The sequence below is a fragment of the Fredinandcohnia onubensis genome, assembly GCF_002734215.1.
GTDB classification, from domain to species: Bacteria; Bacillota; Bacilli; order Bacillales; family Bacillaceae_L; genus Ferdinandcohnia; species Ferdinandcohnia onubensis.
The window spans coordinates 1-18,984 of sequence record NZ_NSEB01000013.1 but is presented as its reverse complement, the minus strand read 5'-3'; the positions used below and the strand labels follow the sequence as shown (position 1 = coordinate 18,984).

At 37.0% G+C, this 18,984-nt stretch carries 22 protein-coding genes, 2 tRNA genes and 1 rRNA gene; 5 read left to right on the top strand and 20 right to left on the bottom strand.

Annotated elements, in window-relative coordinates:
• Positions 1-32: 32 nt before the first annotated feature.
• The 6 genes from CKK03_RS17155 to CKK03_RS17145 form a co-directional block, all read right to left on the bottom strand.
• Positions 33-254, bottom strand: a complete 222-nt coding sequence (locus CKK03_RS17155) for a hypothetical protein (RefSeq protein ID WP_099363772.1) — start codon at positions 252-254, stop codon at positions 33-35.
• A gap of 241 nt (positions 255-495) precedes the next feature.
• Entirely contained in the window at positions 496-639 is a 144-nt protein-coding gene (locus tag CKK03_RS23785; protein WP_180271293.1) for a hypothetical protein, read from the bottom strand.
• Positions 640-672: 33 nt separating this feature from the next.
• Positions 673-831: a hypothetical protein gene (locus CKK03_RS23780; RefSeq protein ID WP_180271292.1), complete on the bottom strand. Its 159-nt coding sequence runs from the start codon at positions 829-831 to the stop codon at positions 673-675.
• A 554-nt stretch (positions 832-1,385) separates the two neighbouring features.
• Positions 1,386-1,562 carry a DUF3574 domain-containing protein gene (locus CKK03_RS23505; RefSeq protein WP_142354035.1) on the bottom strand — a complete coding sequence of 59 codons (177 nt, stop codon included), beginning with the start codon at positions 1,560-1,562 and terminating at the stop codon, positions 1,386-1,388.
• Between the two features lie 47 nt (positions 1,563-1,609).
• A complete protein-coding gene (locus CKK03_RS17150) occupies positions 1,610-4,156 on the bottom strand; it encodes a DUF927 domain-containing protein (RefSeq protein ID WP_099363771.1) in 2,547 nt (848 codons plus the stop codon).
• A gap of 58 nt (positions 4,157-4,214) precedes the next feature.
• Positions 4,215-4,505: an excisionase family DNA-binding protein gene (locus CKK03_RS17145; RefSeq protein ID WP_099363770.1), complete on the bottom strand. Its 291-nt coding sequence runs from the start codon at positions 4,503-4,505 to the stop codon at positions 4,215-4,217.
• 164 nt (positions 4,506-4,669) lie between these two features.
• Here CKK03_RS17145 and CKK03_RS17140 point away from each other — a divergent pair, with 164 nt between their 5' ends.
• Together CKK03_RS17140 and CKK03_RS17135 are read left to right on the top strand one after the other, a co-directional pair.
• Complete coding sequence (locus CKK03_RS17140) at positions 4,670-5,098, top strand: helix-turn-helix domain-containing protein (RefSeq protein WP_099363769.1); 429 nt, start codon at positions 4,670-4,672, stop codon at positions 5,096-5,098.
• A gap of 15 nt (positions 5,099-5,113) precedes the next feature.
• Entirely contained in the window at positions 5,114-6,280 is a 1,167-nt protein-coding gene (locus CKK03_RS17135) for a site-specific integrase (RefSeq protein WP_099363768.1), read from the top strand.
• A gap of 114 nt (positions 6,281-6,394) precedes the next feature.
• Here CKK03_RS17135 and groL read toward each other — a convergent pair whose 3' ends face one another.
• Together groL and groES are read right to left on the bottom strand one after the other, a co-directional pair.
• Entirely contained in the window at positions 6,395-8,023 is a 1,629-nt protein-coding gene (gene groL, locus CKK03_RS17130; RefSeq protein ID WP_099355431.1) for a chaperonin GroEL, read from the bottom strand.
• A 55-nt stretch (positions 8,024-8,078) separates the two neighbouring features.
• Positions 8,079-8,363, bottom strand: coding sequence for a co-chaperone GroES (gene groES, locus CKK03_RS17125; protein ID WP_099355430.1), 285 nt, complete (start codon positions 8,361-8,363; stop codon positions 8,079-8,081).
• A 345-nt stretch (positions 8,364-8,708) separates the two neighbouring features.
• Between groES and CKK03_RS17120 the strand changes: the two genes are divergently transcribed.
• Together CKK03_RS17120 and CKK03_RS17115 are read left to right on the top strand one after the other, a co-directional pair.
• Positions 8,709-9,434: a CPBP family intramembrane glutamic endopeptidase gene (locus tag CKK03_RS17120; RefSeq protein ID WP_099363767.1), complete on the top strand. Its 726-nt coding sequence runs from the start codon at positions 8,709-8,711 to the stop codon at positions 9,432-9,434.
• A 3-nt stretch (positions 9,435-9,437) separates the two neighbouring features.
• Positions 9,438-9,647 (top strand): YdiK family protein, encoded by a 210-nt coding sequence (locus tag CKK03_RS17115; RefSeq protein WP_099363766.1) that lies wholly within the window; start codon positions 9,438-9,440, stop codon positions 9,645-9,647.
• A gap of 36 nt (positions 9,648-9,683) precedes the next feature.
• On the opposite strand, the gene tatC is transcribed toward CKK03_RS17115, so the two are convergent.
• Genes tatC through moaC form a run of 4 tightly spaced genes read right to left on the bottom strand, consistent with a single transcriptional unit; the run spans position 9,684 to position 11,846 of the window.
• On the bottom strand, positions 9,684-10,433 hold the full coding sequence (gene tatC, locus CKK03_RS17110) for a twin-arginine translocase subunit TatC (protein ID WP_099363765.1): 750 nt from the start codon (positions 10,431-10,433) through the stop codon (positions 9,684-9,686).
• A 16-nt stretch (positions 10,434-10,449) separates the two neighbouring features.
• On the bottom strand, positions 10,450-10,641 hold the full coding sequence (locus tag CKK03_RS17105; protein WP_010285546.1) for a twin-arginine translocase TatA/TatE family subunit: 192 nt from the start codon (positions 10,639-10,641) through the stop codon (positions 10,450-10,452).
• A gap of 35 nt (positions 10,642-10,676) precedes the next feature.
• Positions 10,677-11,336, bottom strand: a complete 660-nt coding sequence (locus tag CKK03_RS17100; protein WP_099363764.1) for a redox-sensing transcriptional repressor Rex — start codon at positions 11,334-11,336, stop codon at positions 10,677-10,679.
• Positions 11,337-11,363: 27 nt separating this feature from the next.
• Positions 11,364-11,846, bottom strand: a complete 483-nt coding sequence (moaC, locus tag CKK03_RS17095; RefSeq protein ID WP_099363763.1) for a cyclic pyranopterin monophosphate synthase MoaC — start codon at positions 11,844-11,846, stop codon at positions 11,364-11,366.
• Between the two features lie 134 nt (positions 11,847-11,980).
• On the opposite strand from moaC, the gene CKK03_RS17090 reads away from it, so the two are divergent.
• A complete protein-coding gene (locus CKK03_RS17090; protein WP_099363762.1) occupies positions 11,981-13,915 on the top strand; it encodes an ABC-F family ATP-binding cassette domain-containing protein in 1,935 nt (644 codons plus the stop codon).
• A gap of 286 nt (positions 13,916-14,201) precedes the next feature.
• Here the strand turns inward: CKK03_RS17090 and tsaD are convergent, their stop codons facing one another.
• The 8 genes from tsaD to rrf all read right to left on the bottom strand — a co-directional run bounded on the left by tsaD (position 14,202) and on the right by rrf (position 18,940).
• Positions 14,202-15,218, bottom strand: a complete 1,017-nt coding sequence (gene tsaD, locus CKK03_RS17085; protein ID WP_099363761.1) for a tRNA (adenosine(37)-N6)-threonylcarbamoyltransferase complex transferase subunit TsaD — start codon at positions 15,216-15,218, stop codon at positions 14,202-14,204.
• Positions 15,211-15,678: a ribosomal protein S18-alanine N-acetyltransferase gene (rimI, locus tag CKK03_RS17080; protein ID WP_388040595.1), complete on the bottom strand. Its 468-nt coding sequence runs from the start codon at positions 15,676-15,678 to the stop codon at positions 15,211-15,213. Before rimI ends, tsaD begins: the two co-directional genes overlap by 8 nt.
• Positions 15,679-15,680: 2 nt before the next feature.
• The gene (tsaB, locus tag CKK03_RS17075; protein ID WP_099363760.1) at positions 15,681-16,373 is read right to left on the bottom strand and encodes a tRNA (adenosine(37)-N6)-threonylcarbamoyltransferase complex dimerization subunit type 1 TsaB; all 693 of its coding nucleotides are present in this window, start codon (positions 16,371-16,373) and stop codon (positions 15,681-15,683) included.
• Complete coding sequence (gene tsaE / locus CKK03_RS17070; protein WP_099363759.1) at positions 16,370-16,828, bottom strand: tRNA (adenosine(37)-N6)-threonylcarbamoyltransferase complex ATPase subunit type 1 TsaE; 459 nt, start codon at positions 16,826-16,828, stop codon at positions 16,370-16,372. The genes tsaB and tsaE overlap by 4 nt, the downstream gene beginning before the upstream one ends.
• 10 nt (positions 16,829-16,838) lie before the next feature.
• Complete coding sequence (gene thiL / locus CKK03_RS17065) at positions 16,839-17,828, bottom strand: thiamine-phosphate kinase (RefSeq protein ID WP_099363758.1); 990 nt, start codon at positions 17,826-17,828, stop codon at positions 16,839-16,841.
• Positions 17,829-18,654: 826 nt separating this feature from the next.
• Positions 18,655-18,730: transfer RNA gene (locus CKK03_RS17060), tRNA-Asp, on the bottom strand.
• Between the two features lie 3 nt (positions 18,731-18,733).
• A tRNA-Met gene (locus CKK03_RS17055) sits at positions 18,734-18,810 on the bottom strand.
• Between the two features lie 14 nt (positions 18,811-18,824).
• A 5S ribosomal RNA gene (gene rrf, locus CKK03_RS17050) occupies positions 18,825-18,940 on the bottom strand.
• Positions 18,941-18,984 lie beyond the last annotated feature (44 nt).

Below are 18,984 nucleotides of genomic sequence, written 5' to 3'. Positions count from 1 at the left end.
TGGTGCACCTATAATTTTATATACATACTCGCTCATCTGCTTTCCTCTCCCATTAAATTTTCACTCGCATTTCCACCTTTGGCATTTATCTGTTCCAAACCCTGTTTAAGAAAAAAGTTGTCTCGATATTTTCGAGCCTTTGCCTTGTATTCAGGTTTCTGCCGATATTTACGATAATAAGCTTTCCGTCCTTCATTAATGAGCGTTTGAATCTCGGCATCCTTTTTCACTACATTCACCACATTTCTTTTCATTTTCTTTTCTCTTATTTTGCATAATTAGTGTCGTTTTTATGCATACTATATACTTTTGTATACCTCTCATTCTTTATAAGAATGTTAAATTCATCTTCGCCATGATGTCCTTCTTTTTAAGAACCAAGTCATAAAAAAATAGCCAATTTGGCTATTTTTTAAATGGTGGGCGAATCCCACTTGGTAACTCACCGTCCGTGTTCAAGGTTAATCTTTTTCATGATTAACGCAACTTCTTTTCTTAGACTGTGCGATATTTGTCGGTTATTGTTTCAACCAACGAATTGATTCCCTCTAAATTATTATTGAGTTCATTATCTGGATCATTAACCGAATCTACAAAATAGTATTCAAGTAAGCCAGCATCATCAAAATATACAATCATGTATCTTGGATATTCTGTTGTTTTATCACAGAATTAAACTGTTCTTTCTATTACACCTTTAGTTCCTATTCTCGAAAGCATAGAATAACCGCTTTCATTTAACATTACTCTAATTTCATTAGGTGTTTTTTTTGTAACAATGATTGTTTCCTCATATGAACCATCTTTAAATAGCATTCCTTTTACTTCCATATTTTCAATTCCTCCTATATATCTCCACATTTATTTGTTACGCAATTTAAATTCATATATCTTTGCGCTTTTATTCTTGCATGAACCACAATAAAGTAATCCATTCTTTTGAATCCATGCTTTATCCAGTTCCATTGCTGAAACTCGTAATGTCATTTCAATTAATTCATCAATCGAATAATATTCGTGGTCATCAAGGTGAAGTGAATATGCATCATTGCAAACATGACAATTAAAAGTGTAAATTGTTGTTCCTCCTAACAAAGGGTACGATGTGTACCAAAAAGGTACCACGTATTTTTTTTGTGTAATATGCCAAAACCTTAATATATCAAGGTTTTTCTCTGTTGAGTACCGAGAGTACTATAAGTACCACTTTTTTAGAAACACATACTTATATACAAATATTAATAAAGATTAAAGATTTCCTATATATGTATATATATTTTCCTTAGTACTCTTAGTACTTTTAGTACTTTGTTATAACAATCCTTGATATATCAATGCTTTGTAAGGTACCAAAATTTTATTTTTATAATTATGTTTTGGTACCTTTAGTACTTTTTATCCAACACAAGACCTTTTTCATCAAGCCAATCTATAAATTCTATAAATTGCTCTGTCGTAAAACCGTTAGGAAATCTTGTTTTAAGCTCTTCTAGGAATTCTTGCATTTCGGCTTCAGTTAGTTCCTCATATATTTCCTCATATTCATATATTTTCTCATTCATTTTTCTCAACTCCTTTCAAGCTTGTACCCTCCAATAGTGCAAGGCTACTAATCCGAAACATCTTTTTTATCGTAATCTTCTTCAAAATCAAGCCCCGTTTTTTCATAAAACTCTTTGTTTACAATCACAGCATTATATTTGCCATATCTATGCTTAACCTGTTTATAATCAATTTCCTTCCCTTCTTTAGTGAGGTGAGTATGGGTGAACCCCCGTTTTGCCCATTCCTTTCGTATCATCCTCTCTTCTGCTCCAAGTTCTTGTCTTAAAAATTCAGGTGTAAGGCACACTGTATCGTATTTATAAATCGCCCAAACTATTTCAGGCGTAACTTGATTTGCAATATATTTTCGGTTTGAATCAAGCTTAAATAAAATTTCTTCAAGCAATTGCTTTGGCTTATCAATGGCTTTGTTTTCTTCTGCCATTTCTTCAAATAGCTGATTCAACAAAGACAAATCCATATGAATATTCAGCAGTTTTGATAAAACTGATCCAACAAAATGAACAGTTGCAAAATACATACTCAACCTTGTTAAAACTTCATCCCCATTTGCCTTTTGAATATATTTGTTTTTTAGGGTTATAAACCCCTGTAGCAAATCCTTTTTTGCATCCTGCCATTTCGTCAAGAATTCCAACCCTACAGAACCATAATTTTCTTCTAGTGCTTGGTACAATTCAGAAAAATAATCACGCTTTACCTTCCCAAATGGTTCGTCAACTAAAGAAATAACCCTTGCAGCAGCTCCTCCTGCTTTCTTTGCATATTCCGTTAATGGCACTTCGCCCGTACTAATGAGAATGTTATTCCAAGTCAATTCTTTTTGGGAACCGCTTACGCTTCCTCGGCCTTTCGAACGTCCACCAGAAAATTGATAAATAATGCTCTCTAAAATTCGTACATCAACTTTACGTGTATCATCCATATAAAGTGGAAAGCTGTTCAAGAATCCTGCTTTACGCTCTATTGCAACCCTAGTCGCATTCCATTCATTTATTAATCCTTCATTGCCCCAAACACTTCTAGCTACTTGCAAGGCTGTGCTTTTGCCCTGTGAAGTGCTTCCGGATAGGTCTACAATAAATGGTGGCACATTCAAATCACGCAGTATGACAGAAGCAAATGAAGCTAAAACTAGGAATAGAGCTTTTGGATAGTTCTTAATTCGGTCAAACACATTGTTTGTCCATGTTTCCACGTTTCCTTTTACTTGAAATGCATTTAGCAATTGTTTCTCTCCAAAATCTGTTGGTATAATTTCTACACCTAGCGACTGCAAAGGATGGATAAAAGCATCTTGTATGTGCCCTAGGCGTTCAACCATCAATGCTTGGTTTATATCGTTAAAAGCTAGATAATCATCAATATATTTGATTATATCTCTGTAATTTAAATCATTAATTGAGAATCCACTGGCTGCTAATGTAAGCAGCTCTTTTTTTGTGGAAATTACTGATGCCTGAACCACCTGTCTTTTTAACCGCCCATTATCCTTCCAGGCAATTTCATAATACACATGGTTGTTTTCAACATTGGACAGCTTTCTTAGTATGCGTGGTGCCATACGAGACACCATTATCAACTCTTTCTGATCTTCGTCTTTTTTAATAATTGTTTTATATAAGACGTCATGCATTATGACAAATGGTTGAGGAATAAAGTTTGTTTTTAAAACATATTTTATTTCATTAATTCCTGCATTTTTACAGTAATAAATGATGGTTCCAAGTGACCAATTATTTAATAGGTTTTTTTCTCTTTCAAATTTTGTAAAAGTCTCGCCGTTACCATCATCTATTATCGAACAAATTTCCAAAGCTTGTTCCTCGGTAATCATTTCTTCTTGAAATAAACTACATAAAGCAAGGATGAATCTTATCCAATGCTCATATGTAAGCAAGATTCCTGTTTCTGTTAATTCGACTATGCATTCTTTGAATAGTTGAAAATCAAAATCTTGATTATAGCCGCTATTTTGAAGTGAAGTTTGTTTTTTTGATTCTTCCATTTTCATTGCCGGTATTTCTAAAAAAGGTAAATCATTATAAACTATAAAGTCACTTGAACCCGCATAACATAGCTTTGTTGGATGAATTGACCCGTCTAATTTTAAATCGAATTTATCTTCATACCTATTGATTAATGATTCGTAGACTTGCCACCAGTGGTCGAGTTCATAAATATAACCATTCAATATGTTGTAACAATGATATTTCGGGTTTTCCTCTGACCAAGAAAATGACCTTTGAACAATATGAAAATCTTCTTTTGCTCTTCTTTCAAATTCAACATAGTCAGTGATCCCTTCATCAAAATCAAAATACAGAAGATTGCAGCTGAAATTTTTTATTTCATCCTGAACAATGGACGAACCAAACCAGCTTGCACAAACATGAGGTTTACCTTCTTTTAGTATTGAAAGAAAAATTTTTAACGATTTAAATTGTGGTGAGGAAAAATAATTGTTCACTTTTTTCATATAACTCATTATTTTTCCAGTCTCTATTTCAGTTGCTTTACTTCTTAAACCTTCCGTATACGCAGTAACAGTTAAAGACAAACCTGTTTCAAAAGCTGCATCGCTGATCATAAAAACAAAAAACTCCTTTATCCTTTAATTGTTACGTTCTCCTTTTCTTCCTGCAGAATTAGTCTGGCTCTATAATCCCACCATTTTTTCTAACTTCTATTGACCAACGATTGATATATTCCTTTACTTCTTGACGATTAAATAGCCACTTCTTACCTACTCGCATAGAAGGAAACTCAGGATTAAAAATAAATAGTTTTTCTACCGTTGGTCTGCTTAACGAGAGCAATTTACAAAGTTCCTTGGTATCAATAAGGAACACATCTTCCTCAATATCTTCCATACGTTTACGGAATTCTTCTAAAGCCATTTTTTTAAATTCATTTTCATCTACGGAAATATTAAGCATGTGCTTTTTCCTCCTTTTAATTTTTTGTTAAGTAAATGTCTATCCCGACTAGTATAAACATTTGCTTATAATGACAATATAGACAATAAACAAAATTTTATACAAACAATTGTTTATATAAACTAAAGTTTATGGTATAATATCTGCTAAAGGAGTGGTCTTTAATGGATTTTAAAAATTATCTCAAATTAAAAAGAGAAGAAAAAAATCTTTCAATGAACAAACTTGGAGTATTATCTGGTGTTTCCGCTATGTATATTTCTCAAATTGAAGGAGGTAGACGAGTCACCCCTTCTCCAAAAATATTAGAAAAATTGGCAGAAGGATTAAACGTACCATATGAGGATTTAATGATTGCAGCAGGATATATTCCTGCGGAGGAAGTGATAGAAGAATTACAAGCACAATTACGAGGAGAAGACATTGAAACTCGTACTCCAATGCCAAAAGAGGCAGCAGAAGAAGGGGAAGACCAATTTGAACTTAGTTATATATTAGATATAAATCACAAGGTTTTTTTTCAGGACAGGCTTTTGACAAATGAAGAAAAGGCAAAAATAAAAAGCGTTATCGAAATCGTTTTAAAGGATTGAAAGGGGAAAGATATCATGGCAGAAATCATACAACGTGGGAAGACATGGGCATATAAAGTTTACCTGGGTACTGATCCCCTTACTAAAAAAAGGATGTTCGACAGAAAAGGTGGTTTTAAAACTCAACGGGAAGCGAAAGCAGCTGCTCGGCTTGTGGAAATTCAAAAAGAAAATGGTACCTATGTAAAAGAATCTGACATCCCGTTTGAAAAATTTGCTCAAGATTGGTTAAAGACCTATAGTCGTAGTGGTGTTAAGGTGAGCAGCGTAAGAGCTAGGGAAAAGGAAATGAAGCATTTTATTAATGTTTGGGGACTTTATCCAATCAGTAGAATTACAAAGAAAATGTACCAAGATCGGATCATCGATTTATCAGAGCAATATAGTCACAATTATATGGATGGTATTCACGCATGTGGACGTATGCTTTTTCGACAAGCTGTAGAGCTGGGATTAATGAAAGTTAACCCTACAGAAAATTTTAAACTACCAAAAAAACAGCTAACTGTTGAAGAATTAGAGAAAGCCGAAGAGGATATTGTCTTTCTTGAAAAAGAAGAACTTGCTCATTTTTTAAAATTATCCCATTCAAATGGGCTAGAAATGGACCATCTTATTTTTACTTTACTTTCCTATACTGGTTTAAGAATTGGTGAATTATTGGCTTTAAAATGGGCTGATTTTAACGAAAAACAAAGCAATATTCGGGTAACAAAAACACTTTATAATCCCAGTAACAATTTTAAAAAATATCAGCTTTTGACACCCAAAACCAAAGGGTCAGTCCGTACTATTCGTATTGATGGTATGTTGGTAAGCATGTTAAAAAAGCATCTAACTAAACAGAAAGAGGTTAAATTAAAAAACCGCCTTGTTTACCAAGATAACGGATTTATTTTTGCCCGTGAAGATGGACATCCACAATTAAGAAAAGTAGTGGATACTAGACTTAAACGCTTATTGAAAAAAGCTAAAATAGAAAAAAATATTACTCCCCATTCTTTTCGACACACTCATACATCTTTATTGATTGAGGCAGGTGTAGGTATTAAAGAAATACAGCAGCGTTTGGGGCATACGGACATAAATACAACAATGAACATCTATGCTCATATGACAGATAATATGGAAGAAAAGGCCTCCCATCAGTTCAGTAAACTGATGAAAGACCTTCTCCTATAATTAGGTTATTCTCTGTCTCGGTTTGTGAATTTTTGACCGAAGCACACAATCATGCACACGAAAATTCACCGAAACATCCTAAAACGTTGATATAACAAGGTTCTTACACCTTGATTACATCATGCCGCCCATTCCACCCATGCCGCCCATGTCAGGCATTGCAGGAGCATCTTTTTCTGGTAGGTCAGCAATAACTGCTTCAGTTGTTAAGAACATAGCTGATACAGATGCTGCGTTTTGTAGTGCAGAACGAGTAACCTTAGTTGGGTCAACGATACCAGCGTCGATCATGTTTACCCACTCACCAGTTGCTGCGTTGAAGCCAATACCGATTTCTTCGTTTTTCAAGCGTTCAACAACTACGGATCCTTCAAGACCAGCGTTGTGAGCGATTTGACGAACTGGCTCTTCTAGAGCACGAAGTACGATGTTCACACCAGTTGCTTCGTCTCCAGCTAATTCGATAGCAGCTACTTTATTGTATACATTCACAAGTGCAGTACCACCACCTGAAACGATACCTTCTTCAACTGCTGCACGAGTTGCGTTAAGAGCATCTTCGATACGAAGTTTGCGTTCTTTTAGCTCAGTTTCAGTAGCAGCACCAACTTTGATAACTGCAACTCCACCAGCTAATTTAGCTAGGCGCTCTTGTAATTTTTCTTTGTCAAATTCAGAAGTAGTTTCTTCCATTTGAACACGGATATTGTTAACACGAGCTGCGATCTTGTCAGATTCGCCAGCACCTTCAACGATAGTTGTATTTTCTTTTGTTACTACGATCTTAGAAGCGCGACCTAATTGAGTGATGTCAGCAGATTTAAGGTCTAAACCTAAATCTTCAGTGATTACTTGACCACCAGTTAAGATAGCAATATCTTCTAGCATTGCTTTACGACGGTCACCAAATCCAGGAGCTTTAACAGCTACTGCATTGAATGTACCACGAAGCTTGTTCACAACTAGAGTTGCAAGTGCTTCACCTTCAACATCTTCAGCAATTAGTAATAATGGCTTACCTTGTTGAACTACTTGCTCTAATACTGGTAGGATTTCTTGAATGCTAGAAATCTTTTTATCAGTAATTAATACATATGGATTTTCAAGAACTGCTTCCATTTTATCAGAATCAGTTACCATGTATGGTGATGCATATCCACGGTCAAATTGCATACCTTCTACTACTTCTAGTTCAGTAGAGAAGCCTTTAGATTCTTCAATTGTAATAACACCGTCGTTACCAACGCGCTCCATTGCTTCAGCGATTAATTGGCCAACTTCACTGTCATCTGAAGAAATAGCAGCAACTTGTGCGATAGATTCTTTACCTTCAATTGGTTTTGAAATAGCTTTTAATTCTTCAACAGCTGTAGTTACAGCTTTTTCAATACCTCTGCGAACTACCATTGGGTTTGCACCAGCAGTAACGTTCTTTAAGCCTTCACGAATCATCGCTTGAGCAAGAACTGTTGCAGTAGTAGTACCGTCACCAGCTACATCGTTTGTTTTGCTAGCAACTTCAGCAACTAGTTTAGCACCCATGTTTTCGAATGCATCTTCTAATTCGATTTCTTTAGCGATTGTTACACCGTCATTTGTGATTAGAGGTGAACCGAATTTTTTCTCTAGAACCACGTTACGTCCTTTTGGTCCTAATGTTACTTTTACAGCGTTTGCTAATGCATCAACACCACGAAGCATAGCGCGACGAGCATCTTCACTAAATTTAATTTCTTTTGCCATTCTTAAGCCCTCCTCAAAAAATTAAGATTCTATGATATAAAATGCTGTTTTTCTATTAACCGATTACAGCTAAAATGTCGCTTTCGCGTAATACTAAGTATTCAGTACCTTCATATTTCACTTCAGTACCAGCATATTTTGAGAAGATAATGCGATCACCAACCGCAACCTCTAAAGCTACTCTTTCACCACTGTCTAATACACGACCTGTACCAACAGCAACTACTTTACCTTCTTGAGGCTTTTCCTTTGCAGAATCTGGTAATACAATTCCGCTTGCAGTTTTTTCCTCTGATTCAACTAGTTCAATAACAACGCGATCACCTAATGGCTTTAACAAGTGAAACAACCTCCTCAAATAATATAAATAATTAGTTTCGTCTTCTTATTAGCACTCAACCAACATGAGTGCTAACACAATTATTATATTAAATAATCTCTACCTATTTTGCAAGTCATTTGATATAGAAATTTGCAAAAAAATTCTATTTTATTAAGCGAAACTTGGCCCACCTATCTATCCTATGTTAATGAAAGGAAAAATAAACCAACAATTTAATTTCTTTCAATGAAAATTTGGATTTGCATAATACTAATGGATATAAGTGAATATATGATACAATACAAAAAGTGGACAAAAGCATAAAAAACTTGATATTTATTCCAACTACTAAAGGAGATTTTCATGAAAGCTCGTTATTGGTATGTCATTTTAACTTACATTATCATGCAGTTCTCTGGAATTTTAGGTATCCCGCTTCTATTGCTATTAGGCATTGGAGATGGTTTAGACCCGAATACGATTATTGCCCTTTGGACTGTTGTTAGTTTTGTTGCGGCACTTCCGATCGTATTATTTTTATTAAGACAAGATATTAAGGAAAGACATCAAAGTCTTCATCGTTCTTCAAAAGGGGAAGCGATTGGATGGGCAATTGCAGGTATATTTATGGCAATGACTGCTCAGGTTATTGCAGCAAATATTGAGATTCATTTACTTGGAATTGAGGCTGGTTCCGAGAACACCCAAGAAATTATGGCCTTGGTAAAATCCTTACCACTGCTTATAATCGTCGTTTCCATTATTGGGCCAATCCTTGAGGAAATTATCTTTCGCCAAATTATTTTTGGATCGTTATATAAAAAATTCAACTTTTTCATTTCTGCCTTGATTAGTTCGTTAATCTTTGCAGTAGTGCATATGGACTTTACGCATCTTCTGATTTATACAGCGATGGGCTTTACCTTTGCCTTCCTTTATGTACGAACAAAGCGGATTATCGTTCCAATCTTTGCACATGTTGCAATGAATACTTTTGTTGTAGTGGTTCAAACGATTTTTGCAGATGATATAGAAAGGATCATGAAGCAAGCCGAGAAGCTGCAACAGACATTTATTGGAGGCTTTTAATTTATGCGAAGAACTTCACCTTTTGTAATGGGCATCATTTACGCGTTAATGGGGACTCTGTTTACCTATATTGCAATTAATAGTGCGACGGAGACCGTTTGGAACTTCTCTACGATCCTTCTAGCACTTGTCGCAACCTTCGACTTTGGTGTGGCAATCCGAATGTTTGTCCTGCACAGTAAAATAAAAAAAATCGCAAAAACAAAAAAATAACCTCACATCGGAGGTTATTTTTTTATGGAATTTTCTCTACTCCATTGAATTTGCCGCTTCCATTTCTGCTTTTAGTGCCTTCCTGTAGGCACTTTTTGATACGAGAATGCTGATTTCATATAATCCGAACAATGGTACTGTAACCATTAAATGCGAGATTATTTCAGGAGGTGTGATTAAACCTCCGATGACTAAAAGAATAAAATACGCGAACTTTCTTATTTTAGAAAGAAACATCGGTGTTACAATTCCCAATCTTGTTAAAAACATCACAATAACTGGTAATTGAAACAAAAAGCCAAACGGTAAAGTCAATTGCAACAGGAATTGAAAATATTCGTTTATCCCAATCACCTGATTGATATCAAGGCGCTCCGCTAACCTTGTCATAAAGTTCACTACAAACGGGAACAAAATAAAGTAGGAGAATGAAACTCCTATTAAAAAAAGGATTACCGAAAGCGGAATATAACTCAAGGTTACCTTTCTTTCCTTCTCATATAAGCCAGGACTGATGAAGGCCCAAAGCTGATAAAGGAGAAAAGGAGATGAGATAACAAGGGCAATGATAAAAGCAAATTGCATATAGATTTTAATTGGATCTGTCATACGGAAAGCATTCATTGTTAGCTCTTTTGCTTCCTCAGCATTTTGCAAATAAAGTATAACTGGCTCTGCGAGAAAAAAGCTGCCTAATGCAACAATGAAGAAGAAAACGACTATGTAGATCAGTCGTTTTCGTAACTCTCCAATATGATCATAGACGGACATTTCTTTTTCGTTCATGTGACTCATCCTATCATTACTTCACATCTTGAGTTTCATTCTTCTTAACATCATCGTCATCATCATCTGCTAAACCTTTTGTTGCGTTTTTAAACTCACGCAATGTATTACCTGCTGCTTTACCTAGTTGAGGTAACTTCTTCGGTCCAAAGATTAATAACGCTGCAAATACAATCAGTAAAATACTACCGAATCCAAGACTTCCCACTGTAAGTCACCTCCCTGCAATTGTAAGATCTATTTTTATTCTTCATTTGAATCATTTGAATCATTTGAATAATGCTTTAAGAAATATACTAGAGCTTGTAGTTCTACAGCCAAATCAATGTGATGGACCCGAATATGTTCAGGCACATTGATTCTTGCTGGGGTAAAATTAAGAATACCCTTGATCCCTTTATTGACCAAGCGGTCTGTAATCGACTGAGCTGCCCCAACCGGAACGGTTAAAATGGCCACCGTTACATCATCAGGCAATTCTTTTTCAAGGTCATCAAGATGGCATACCTGTACTCCACCAATACTACTACCTACCTTATTATAATCCACATCAAACGCAAGCTCAATTTTTGTATTATTATTTTTCGAAAAATTGTAATGTAAAAATGCTGTACCTAAATTCCCTACACCGATTAGAGTAACCTTCGTTAACTCATCTTGATCTAAGGTCTTACTAAAAAAGGACAATAAATAATTGACATTATAGCCATAGCCTTTTTTTCCTAATGCTCCGAAATAAGAAAAATCTCTCCGAATTGTGGCGGAATCAACCTTAACCGCATCACTTAATTCTGCAGATGAAACCCTCTGCTTTCCTGAGGCATGCAAATTTTTCAAAAATCGATAGTAAAGTGGCAGCCTTTTGGCAGTTGCTTGTGGTATTTTTGATTGTTCAAGATTCACCTTAATTCCTCCACTAACTTGGAACTACTATAGCTCCCTTTTAAAATCTCCGTTCTTTCCACCTGTTTTTTCAGCCAAATAAGTTGGTCCAATGACCATTCCTTTATCAACCGCTTTACACATATCATACACAGTTAGCGCACAAACTGATGCAGCGGTAAGTGCTTCCATTTCGACACCTGTACTGCCCTTTGTTTTAACTGTAACCGTGATATGTAAAACATATTCGTCTTGGGTCGTCCAGCTAAAACGTATATCAACGCCTTTTAATGCTAATGGATGACACATCGGAATTAACTCCGACGTCTTTTTGGCTGCCATAATCCCGGCAACTTGAGAAACAGCAAGGACATCACCCTTACTAACCTCATTATTTATTATTTGCTCATAAATGATTTTATTTACAGTAATACTTGATTTTGCAATTGCTGTACGGACAGTATCTGACTTTTCCGTAATGTCGACCATCTTGGCACGACCTTGCTCATTAAAATGGGTAAATGATGACATAAAACAAACCCTCCCATAAACTATACACTATTTTATCACATCTGTCTTTGATACATCTGTGAACAATATCATTGCAGTTGCTCTAATTAGATAATATAAGATACACTGTTGATAGAAACAAGAGGTGAAATAACATGATTTTACTACAAGTAAATCAGCTCAAAAAGTATTTTGCTGCTGATCTTATTTTATCGAATATAAAATTAGAAGTACAAACTCGGGACCGTATTGCTATCGTTGGACGAAACGGTGCTGGAAAATCAACGCTTTTAAAAATTATTGCCGGCCATATGTCTCATGATGGCGGAGAAATTATCAAGCCGAAAAGTGTCACCATTGATTACCTCGCCCAAAACACAGGGCTTGAATCAAATCTCACCATCTGGGAGGAAATGCTAACTGTTTTTGCATCCTTACAAAAGCTTGAAAAAGACCTCAGAAACCTAGAGGTTAAAATGGGAGACCCATCCCTCTTTGAAAATCCGGTTGATTACCAGAAATTACTCGAAGAATATGATCAGCTACAGGTTGATTTTAAGGAAAAGGGCGGCTATCAATACGAAGCTGATATTCGATCAATTCTACATGGTTTTAATTTTACAGAAGAAGACTACCAAACCAAAATATCGAGCTTAAGCGGTGGTCAAAAAACACGCCTTGCCCTTTGTAAACTATTACTAACCAAGCCTGATCTGTTAATCTTGGACGAGCCAACAAACCACCTTGATATTAGCACGCTTACCTGGCTTGAACAATATCTACAAGGATACCCTGGTGCACTGTTAATCGTATCCCATGACCGTTACTTTCTTGATAAAGTGGTCAACCAAGTTTATGAAATTTCTAGACACACAAGCACCAGATATGTCGGAAACTATAGCAACTATTTAAAACTCAAGGCTGAAAACTATGAGCTTGAGCTGAAAAAATATGAAAAACAACAGGAAGAAGTGGAAAAACTCAAGGATTTCATCGCTAAAAACCTGGTTCGAGCTTCAACCACCAAGCGTGCCCAAAGTAGACGAAAGCAGCTTGAAAGAATGGAGTTAATGGACAGGCCATTAGGTGATGAAAAATCGGCCTCCTTCCGATTTGAAATCGAAAGACAAAGTGGAAATGATGTACTAAGTGCAAAAGATATTACCGTTTCGTATGAAAAAGGCAAACCGATTATTAAAAATGTCAATTTCAATATTTACCGTGAAGATAGCATCGCATTAGTGGGTCCAAACGGAATCGGAAAATCGACCTTATTAAAAGCAATTATTGAAAAACTCGACAACGTGGATGGAACGTTTCGCTTTGGTTCACATGTGACCATCGGTTACTATGACCAACAACAAGCGGACCTCACCTCGAACAAACGAGTATTAAATGAATTATGGGATGAATACCCTCTTAAGTCTGAAAAAGAAATCCGTACGGTTCTCGGGAACTTTCTTTTTTCAGGGGATGATGTGTTAAAAACCGTTTCAACCTTAAGTGGTGGCGAGAAAGCAAGACTTGCCCTATCAAAGCTAATGATGGAGAAATCAAATTTTCTCATTCTTGACGAGCCTACCAACCACTTAGACCTTGATAGCAAGGAAGTACTTGAAAATGCTTTAATCGATTATCCCGGGACGATTCTTTTTGTTTCCCATGACCGATATTTTATCAACCGCATTGCAACAAAAGTGTTTGAGTTATCCAGTGAAGGACTTACAGAATATCTAGGTGATTATGATTACCACCTTGAAAAGAAGTTTGAAATGGAGGAACTCGCAAGACTTGAAGCCCAAGAGTCAAAGAACGTCAAACGTGAAGTGGTCCAAGAAAAAACATCCTATGAACAAGAAAAACAATTAAAGAAGCTTGAGCGTCAAAGAAAACGCAGAATCGAAGAAATTGAGTCGGAAATTTCCACAATAGAAGAGAAAATCGAAGAAAATGAACAGCTTCTCTGTGATCCAGAAGTCTATCAAAATCATGAGGAAGTTCAACGAATTAATGAAGAAAACGAAAAAGCCTCAGCAAAACTTGAAGCTCTTATGGAGGAATGGGAGTCTCTCCACGAAGTTAGTGGATAACTATCATCCTAGAACTATACACCTATTAACAAATAAAGATATCCCCATCTCTAATTTTAAGAATGGGGATTTTCTTTGGTCATTTACTGCAAAAAAATATAGTTATACACTATGTTATCCACGTTATCCACATTATCCACACTTATCAACAGACTTATCCACATAAAATGTCCACAAATACACATTAGTTATTTCAGTACTTTTTATTAGTTTTCCACAAAAGCTGTGATTCTGTGGATTATTTATCAACAAAAAAAGCCCTCTTTTATAAAAGAGGACTTTTTTACTATCTCTCAATGTCTAACCCAGGATTTGCATTCAATGCGTAAGATGAACGCTTCCCTTTTTCGTATAACACACTACCAACTGCAGCAATCATTGCAGCGTTATCTGTACATAATGAAAGTGGAGGAATAATGAGTTTAACCTCTGGCATGTCTGAAAATGCATGCTCTAAAGCTGCACGAAGCCCTTTATTTGCCGCAACTCCACCTGCTAGTAATACCTGTTTAACCTTATATTCTTTAGCCGCCTTCACTGTTTTTGTCACTAAGACATCGATGACACTTTCCTGAAAACTTGCTGCTAAATTCTTCGGTTCTATAGTTTCCCCGCGTTGCTCAGCATTATGAAGGGTATTAATAACAGCTGATTTTAATCCACTAAAACTAAAATCGTATGAATCCTCTTCCAGCCAAGCTCTCGGTAAATCAATCGTTGCTGTTCCCTCATGTGCAAGTCGATCAATGTGAGGCCCACCTGGATATGGAAGGTTAAGAGTTCTAGCCACCTTGTCATACGCCTCACCAGCAGCATCATCCCTTGTTTCTCCAATCACTTTAAAAGAGGCATGCTCCTCCATGTAGACAAGCTCTGTATGACCGCCAGAAACAACCAATGCCAATAAAGGAAACTCCAGCTCCTCAACCAATCGATTTGCATAAATATGGCCTGCAATATGGTGGACTCCTAATAGAGGAATATCGTGCGCAAATGCTACCGCTTTTGCAGCATTGACACCTATTAACAATGCTCCTACTAAGCCAGGGCCCTCCGTCACTGCAATACCATCTATATCCTCAAAACTCATATCAGCCTGCTTTAAAGCTTCTTCAATTACCAATGTAATAGCTTCAACATGATGCCTTGATGCGATCTCTGGAACGACTCCGCCGAAGCGTTTATGACTTTCGATTTGAGATGCTACAACATTTGATAGAATTTCTCGTCCGTTTTGTACAATTGAAACAGCCGTCTCATCACAGCTCGTTTCAATTCCCATGATTATTTGGTTATCACTCATTTAAATTCACCCACATAACTAACGCGTCTTCATTATTGTCTGTATAGTAATTTTTTCGGATCCCACCAGGTTTAAATCCTAATTTTTTATAAAGGTTTTGAGCAACATGATTAGATACTCTTACCTCAAGCGTCATCGTAGCAGCCTGGTGCTGCATCGCTAAAAGCTTCGCCTGCATAAGTAAAGCTTCCCCAAGCTTTTTCCCCCTGTATTCAGGAAGAACCGCAATATTGGTTATATGGGCCTCATCCAAAATAAGCCACATTCCACAATATCCAATCACTTGATCGTTATCAGTCATGACAATATATTTTGCAAACTGATTATGAACAAGCTCATTATAAAAAGCTTCCCTCTTCCAAGGTACTGTAAATGCTGAAGTTTCAACCTTCATCACACCATCAATATCGTCTACCGTCATGAAACGAAACAAAATTTGTTGTTTGATGATCTCTTCCATTCTTACCCCTGCCTCTTCCCTAACCAATTCGCCTCCGCCTCTGCCAAACGGATATAATTTGGCACAAATGTATGAACATCTACAGGCGCTTTCTCCATCCCTAATACGGCCAACTCACTTGGTCTCGGATTCCAATCTGTATATGGTGCAACATATGCGAATTGTTCTAAATCTGTTTCTATCTGTTCCTTGTGGATAACTAGATCATTACCGATAAAAAGAACCGGTGTCTCCCTCTTTCTAAGCTCTTCTAGCCAATCTGCTAATAAAATAATTTTATCTTCTTCAACACAAATTAGCCTTTTTCCATCATATTGATAAAGCCCTGTATAAACTTGTCCACGCCTTGCATCAAACAATGGCGAAATAAATCCATTAAAATGCCGGCCATTGGCCGCCACGACTTCTAAACTTGAAACTCCCACTAAAGGAATCTGCAATGACCATGCCAATGTTTTCGCAATCGTTACTCCGATTCTTACACCCGTATAAGAACCAGGGCCCATCGCGACAACGATTCTTTCAAGCTCCTTTGGCTTAATCCCACATTCCTTCATTAACTGCTCAATTGTAGGCATCACACGAACAGAATGGTTTTTAGGCAGATTTGTAATCACCTCACCAATTACCTTCTCCTCATCCACAATCGCAACTCCCAATACATAATTGGATGTATCTATAGCTAACACTTTCATTCGCTAAATAACTCCTCACATAAATGTTGATACCGTTCCCCTAGTGGTATCACCGTAATCTTACGTTTCGTATCCCCTTGGTGTTCAATCTTAATGGTGAGACGGTCCTGAGGCAATCGGTCTTCGATAAGATGTGCCCATTCAACAACAGTCACACCGTCACCATCAAAATACTCATCAAAACCAAGGTCCTCATCACTGTGCTCCAAACGATACACATCCATATGATACAACGGGAATCTCCCTTGGTATTCCTTTATTATCGTAAAGGTTGGACTGTTCACCGTTCTTGTAACGCCAAGTCCTTTTGCCAAACCTTTGGTAAACGTAGTTTTTCCTGCGCCTAAATCACCCTCAAGAGTTAACACATCACCTTGCCCAAGTTTTTCGGCCAAGCGATATGAAAAACTCCCCGTTTCATCAGGTGTATTCGTAACAAACTCAAATTTATCCATATATTCCACCTTATTTAGTAAAGTGATTATACCCCTTCATCTCAAGCTTATGAAGTTCCCCGCCTCGATTCAAAAATACTGCAGGACCACCCTCCGAGACAGTCCCAATTTTTGAGAGGGCATAACCATGTTTTTTTGCCTTTTTCTCTAGTATATCCCAATCTGATGGAGCCATAGTTCCGATCAATTCAAAGTCCTCTCCACCATATAGCGCAAAGTCAAGTGCACGGTCTTTATATTGATCTAAAATGACTTTACTGAATGGAATTTTATCTTCATCTATTAGTAAAGTGACACCACTAGCTTTTGCAATCTCATTTGTTTCACTTGCTAAACCATCACTAATATCGTTCAGCGAAACTCTTTGTATGGTTGACAATAATCTCCCAATTTCCACTCTTGGTTTCGGATATTGATGCTTTTGGATAAGTGTTTTCTCTGGCTCAGTAAAAGAATGGTCCTTACCATTATGTAATAATAAATTCAAACCAGCAGCAGAATCCCCTATCGTTCCCGTTACAAAAACAATATCTCCTGGCTGTGCATGGCTTCGTAATAAATGAGTACCTTTCTCAACTTCACCAAGAACAGTCACCGTAATAACTAACGTTTCAGCAATTGAAACCGTATCGCCACCAATTAAATCCATTTCGTACCTATCTGCTAGCATTGCCATACCTTCATAAATCGATAACAAATCTGTTTCATTCCAATCCTTTGGAATTGCAATCGACACTAAATAGTAGGTAGGGATTCCACCCATCGCTGCAATATCACTAATATTAACAGCCAATGCCTTATAACCCACTTGAAAAGGATCCATTGTTTGAGAAGTAAAATGAACACCCTCTACCATCGTATCCATGCAAATGATTTGTTCCATACCTGATGTTGGACGAAACAGCGCAGCATCATCACCTATACCGGCAATTAGTCCGGATTGGGCAACACACTTTGGTTTAATTTGGTCAATAAAGTCAAACTCGTCCTGCAAAGCCATTAACGTCACTCCTATTAAGTCGAAAGAAACTATAATATACAAAGTAGTAAAAAAAGCCTTAGGACAACTCCTAAGGACCTTAGTACATCATTATAATTTTACCGTATTTCAACAAAATCAGCAAAAAAAGAAAAAAATAATTGGTTGTTAAGGAAGATAGGTGGGGGATGGTTACTTTGGGGGTGATTCTTCATAATACTGATGAAGGACTTTTGATTGGGGGGCCTGCTGGGTTCGGGCTTTCATCAACTTGATGAAGGACTTTGCATTGGGGGTTCTGCTGCGTTCGGGCTTTCATAAGCTTGATGAAGGACTTTGCTTGGGGGTTCTTGACGCGTTCAGGCTTTCATAAGCTTGATGAAGGACTTTGCTTGAGGGTATTCACTGGGTTCGGGCTTTCATAAGCTTGATGAAGGACTTTGCTTGAGAGTTCTTGATACGTCGGTTCTTCATCTCTCATGAAGAGGATTTCAATCGTTTTCTTTGTTCGTTTTCCCCTTCATAACCCTCATGAAGAGGATTTCAATCGTTTTCTTTGCTTGTTTTCCCTTTCATAGCCCTTATGAAGGGGATTTCAATAGTATTTTTTTGTCGTTTTCCTCTTCATAGCTTCCGATAAATGCATTACGTAAAACTTTTGCTAGCAAATCTATATTATTTGTTTAGGTTTTCCTTTGTAAGTTTTTATCAAACATAAATAATGTAAAAGATATTCACTCCATAAATAGAAAAAAAACCACAGTATTACTAACTGTGGTTAATCCAAAAACATTTAAATTTCCGCATAAAAAAAACGAAACTACAAAGTTTCGTGTGTATGTATAAATGGCGGTCCCGACCGGGATCGAACCGGCGATCTCCTGCGTGACAGGCAGGCATGTTAACCGCTACACCACGGGACCATTTGGTTGCGGGGGCAGGATTTGAACCTACGACCTTCGGGTTATGAGCCCGACGAGCTACCAGACTGCTCCACCCCGCGATAATAATATATAAGCCTAGCGACGTCCTACTCTCACAGGGGCAATGCCCCAACTACCATCGGCGCTGAAGAGCTTAACTTCCGTGTTCGGTATGGGAACGGGTGTGACCTCTTCGCTATCGCCACTAGACTATGTTGAAGGATTCATTCCTTCAAAACTAGATAACGTACTTA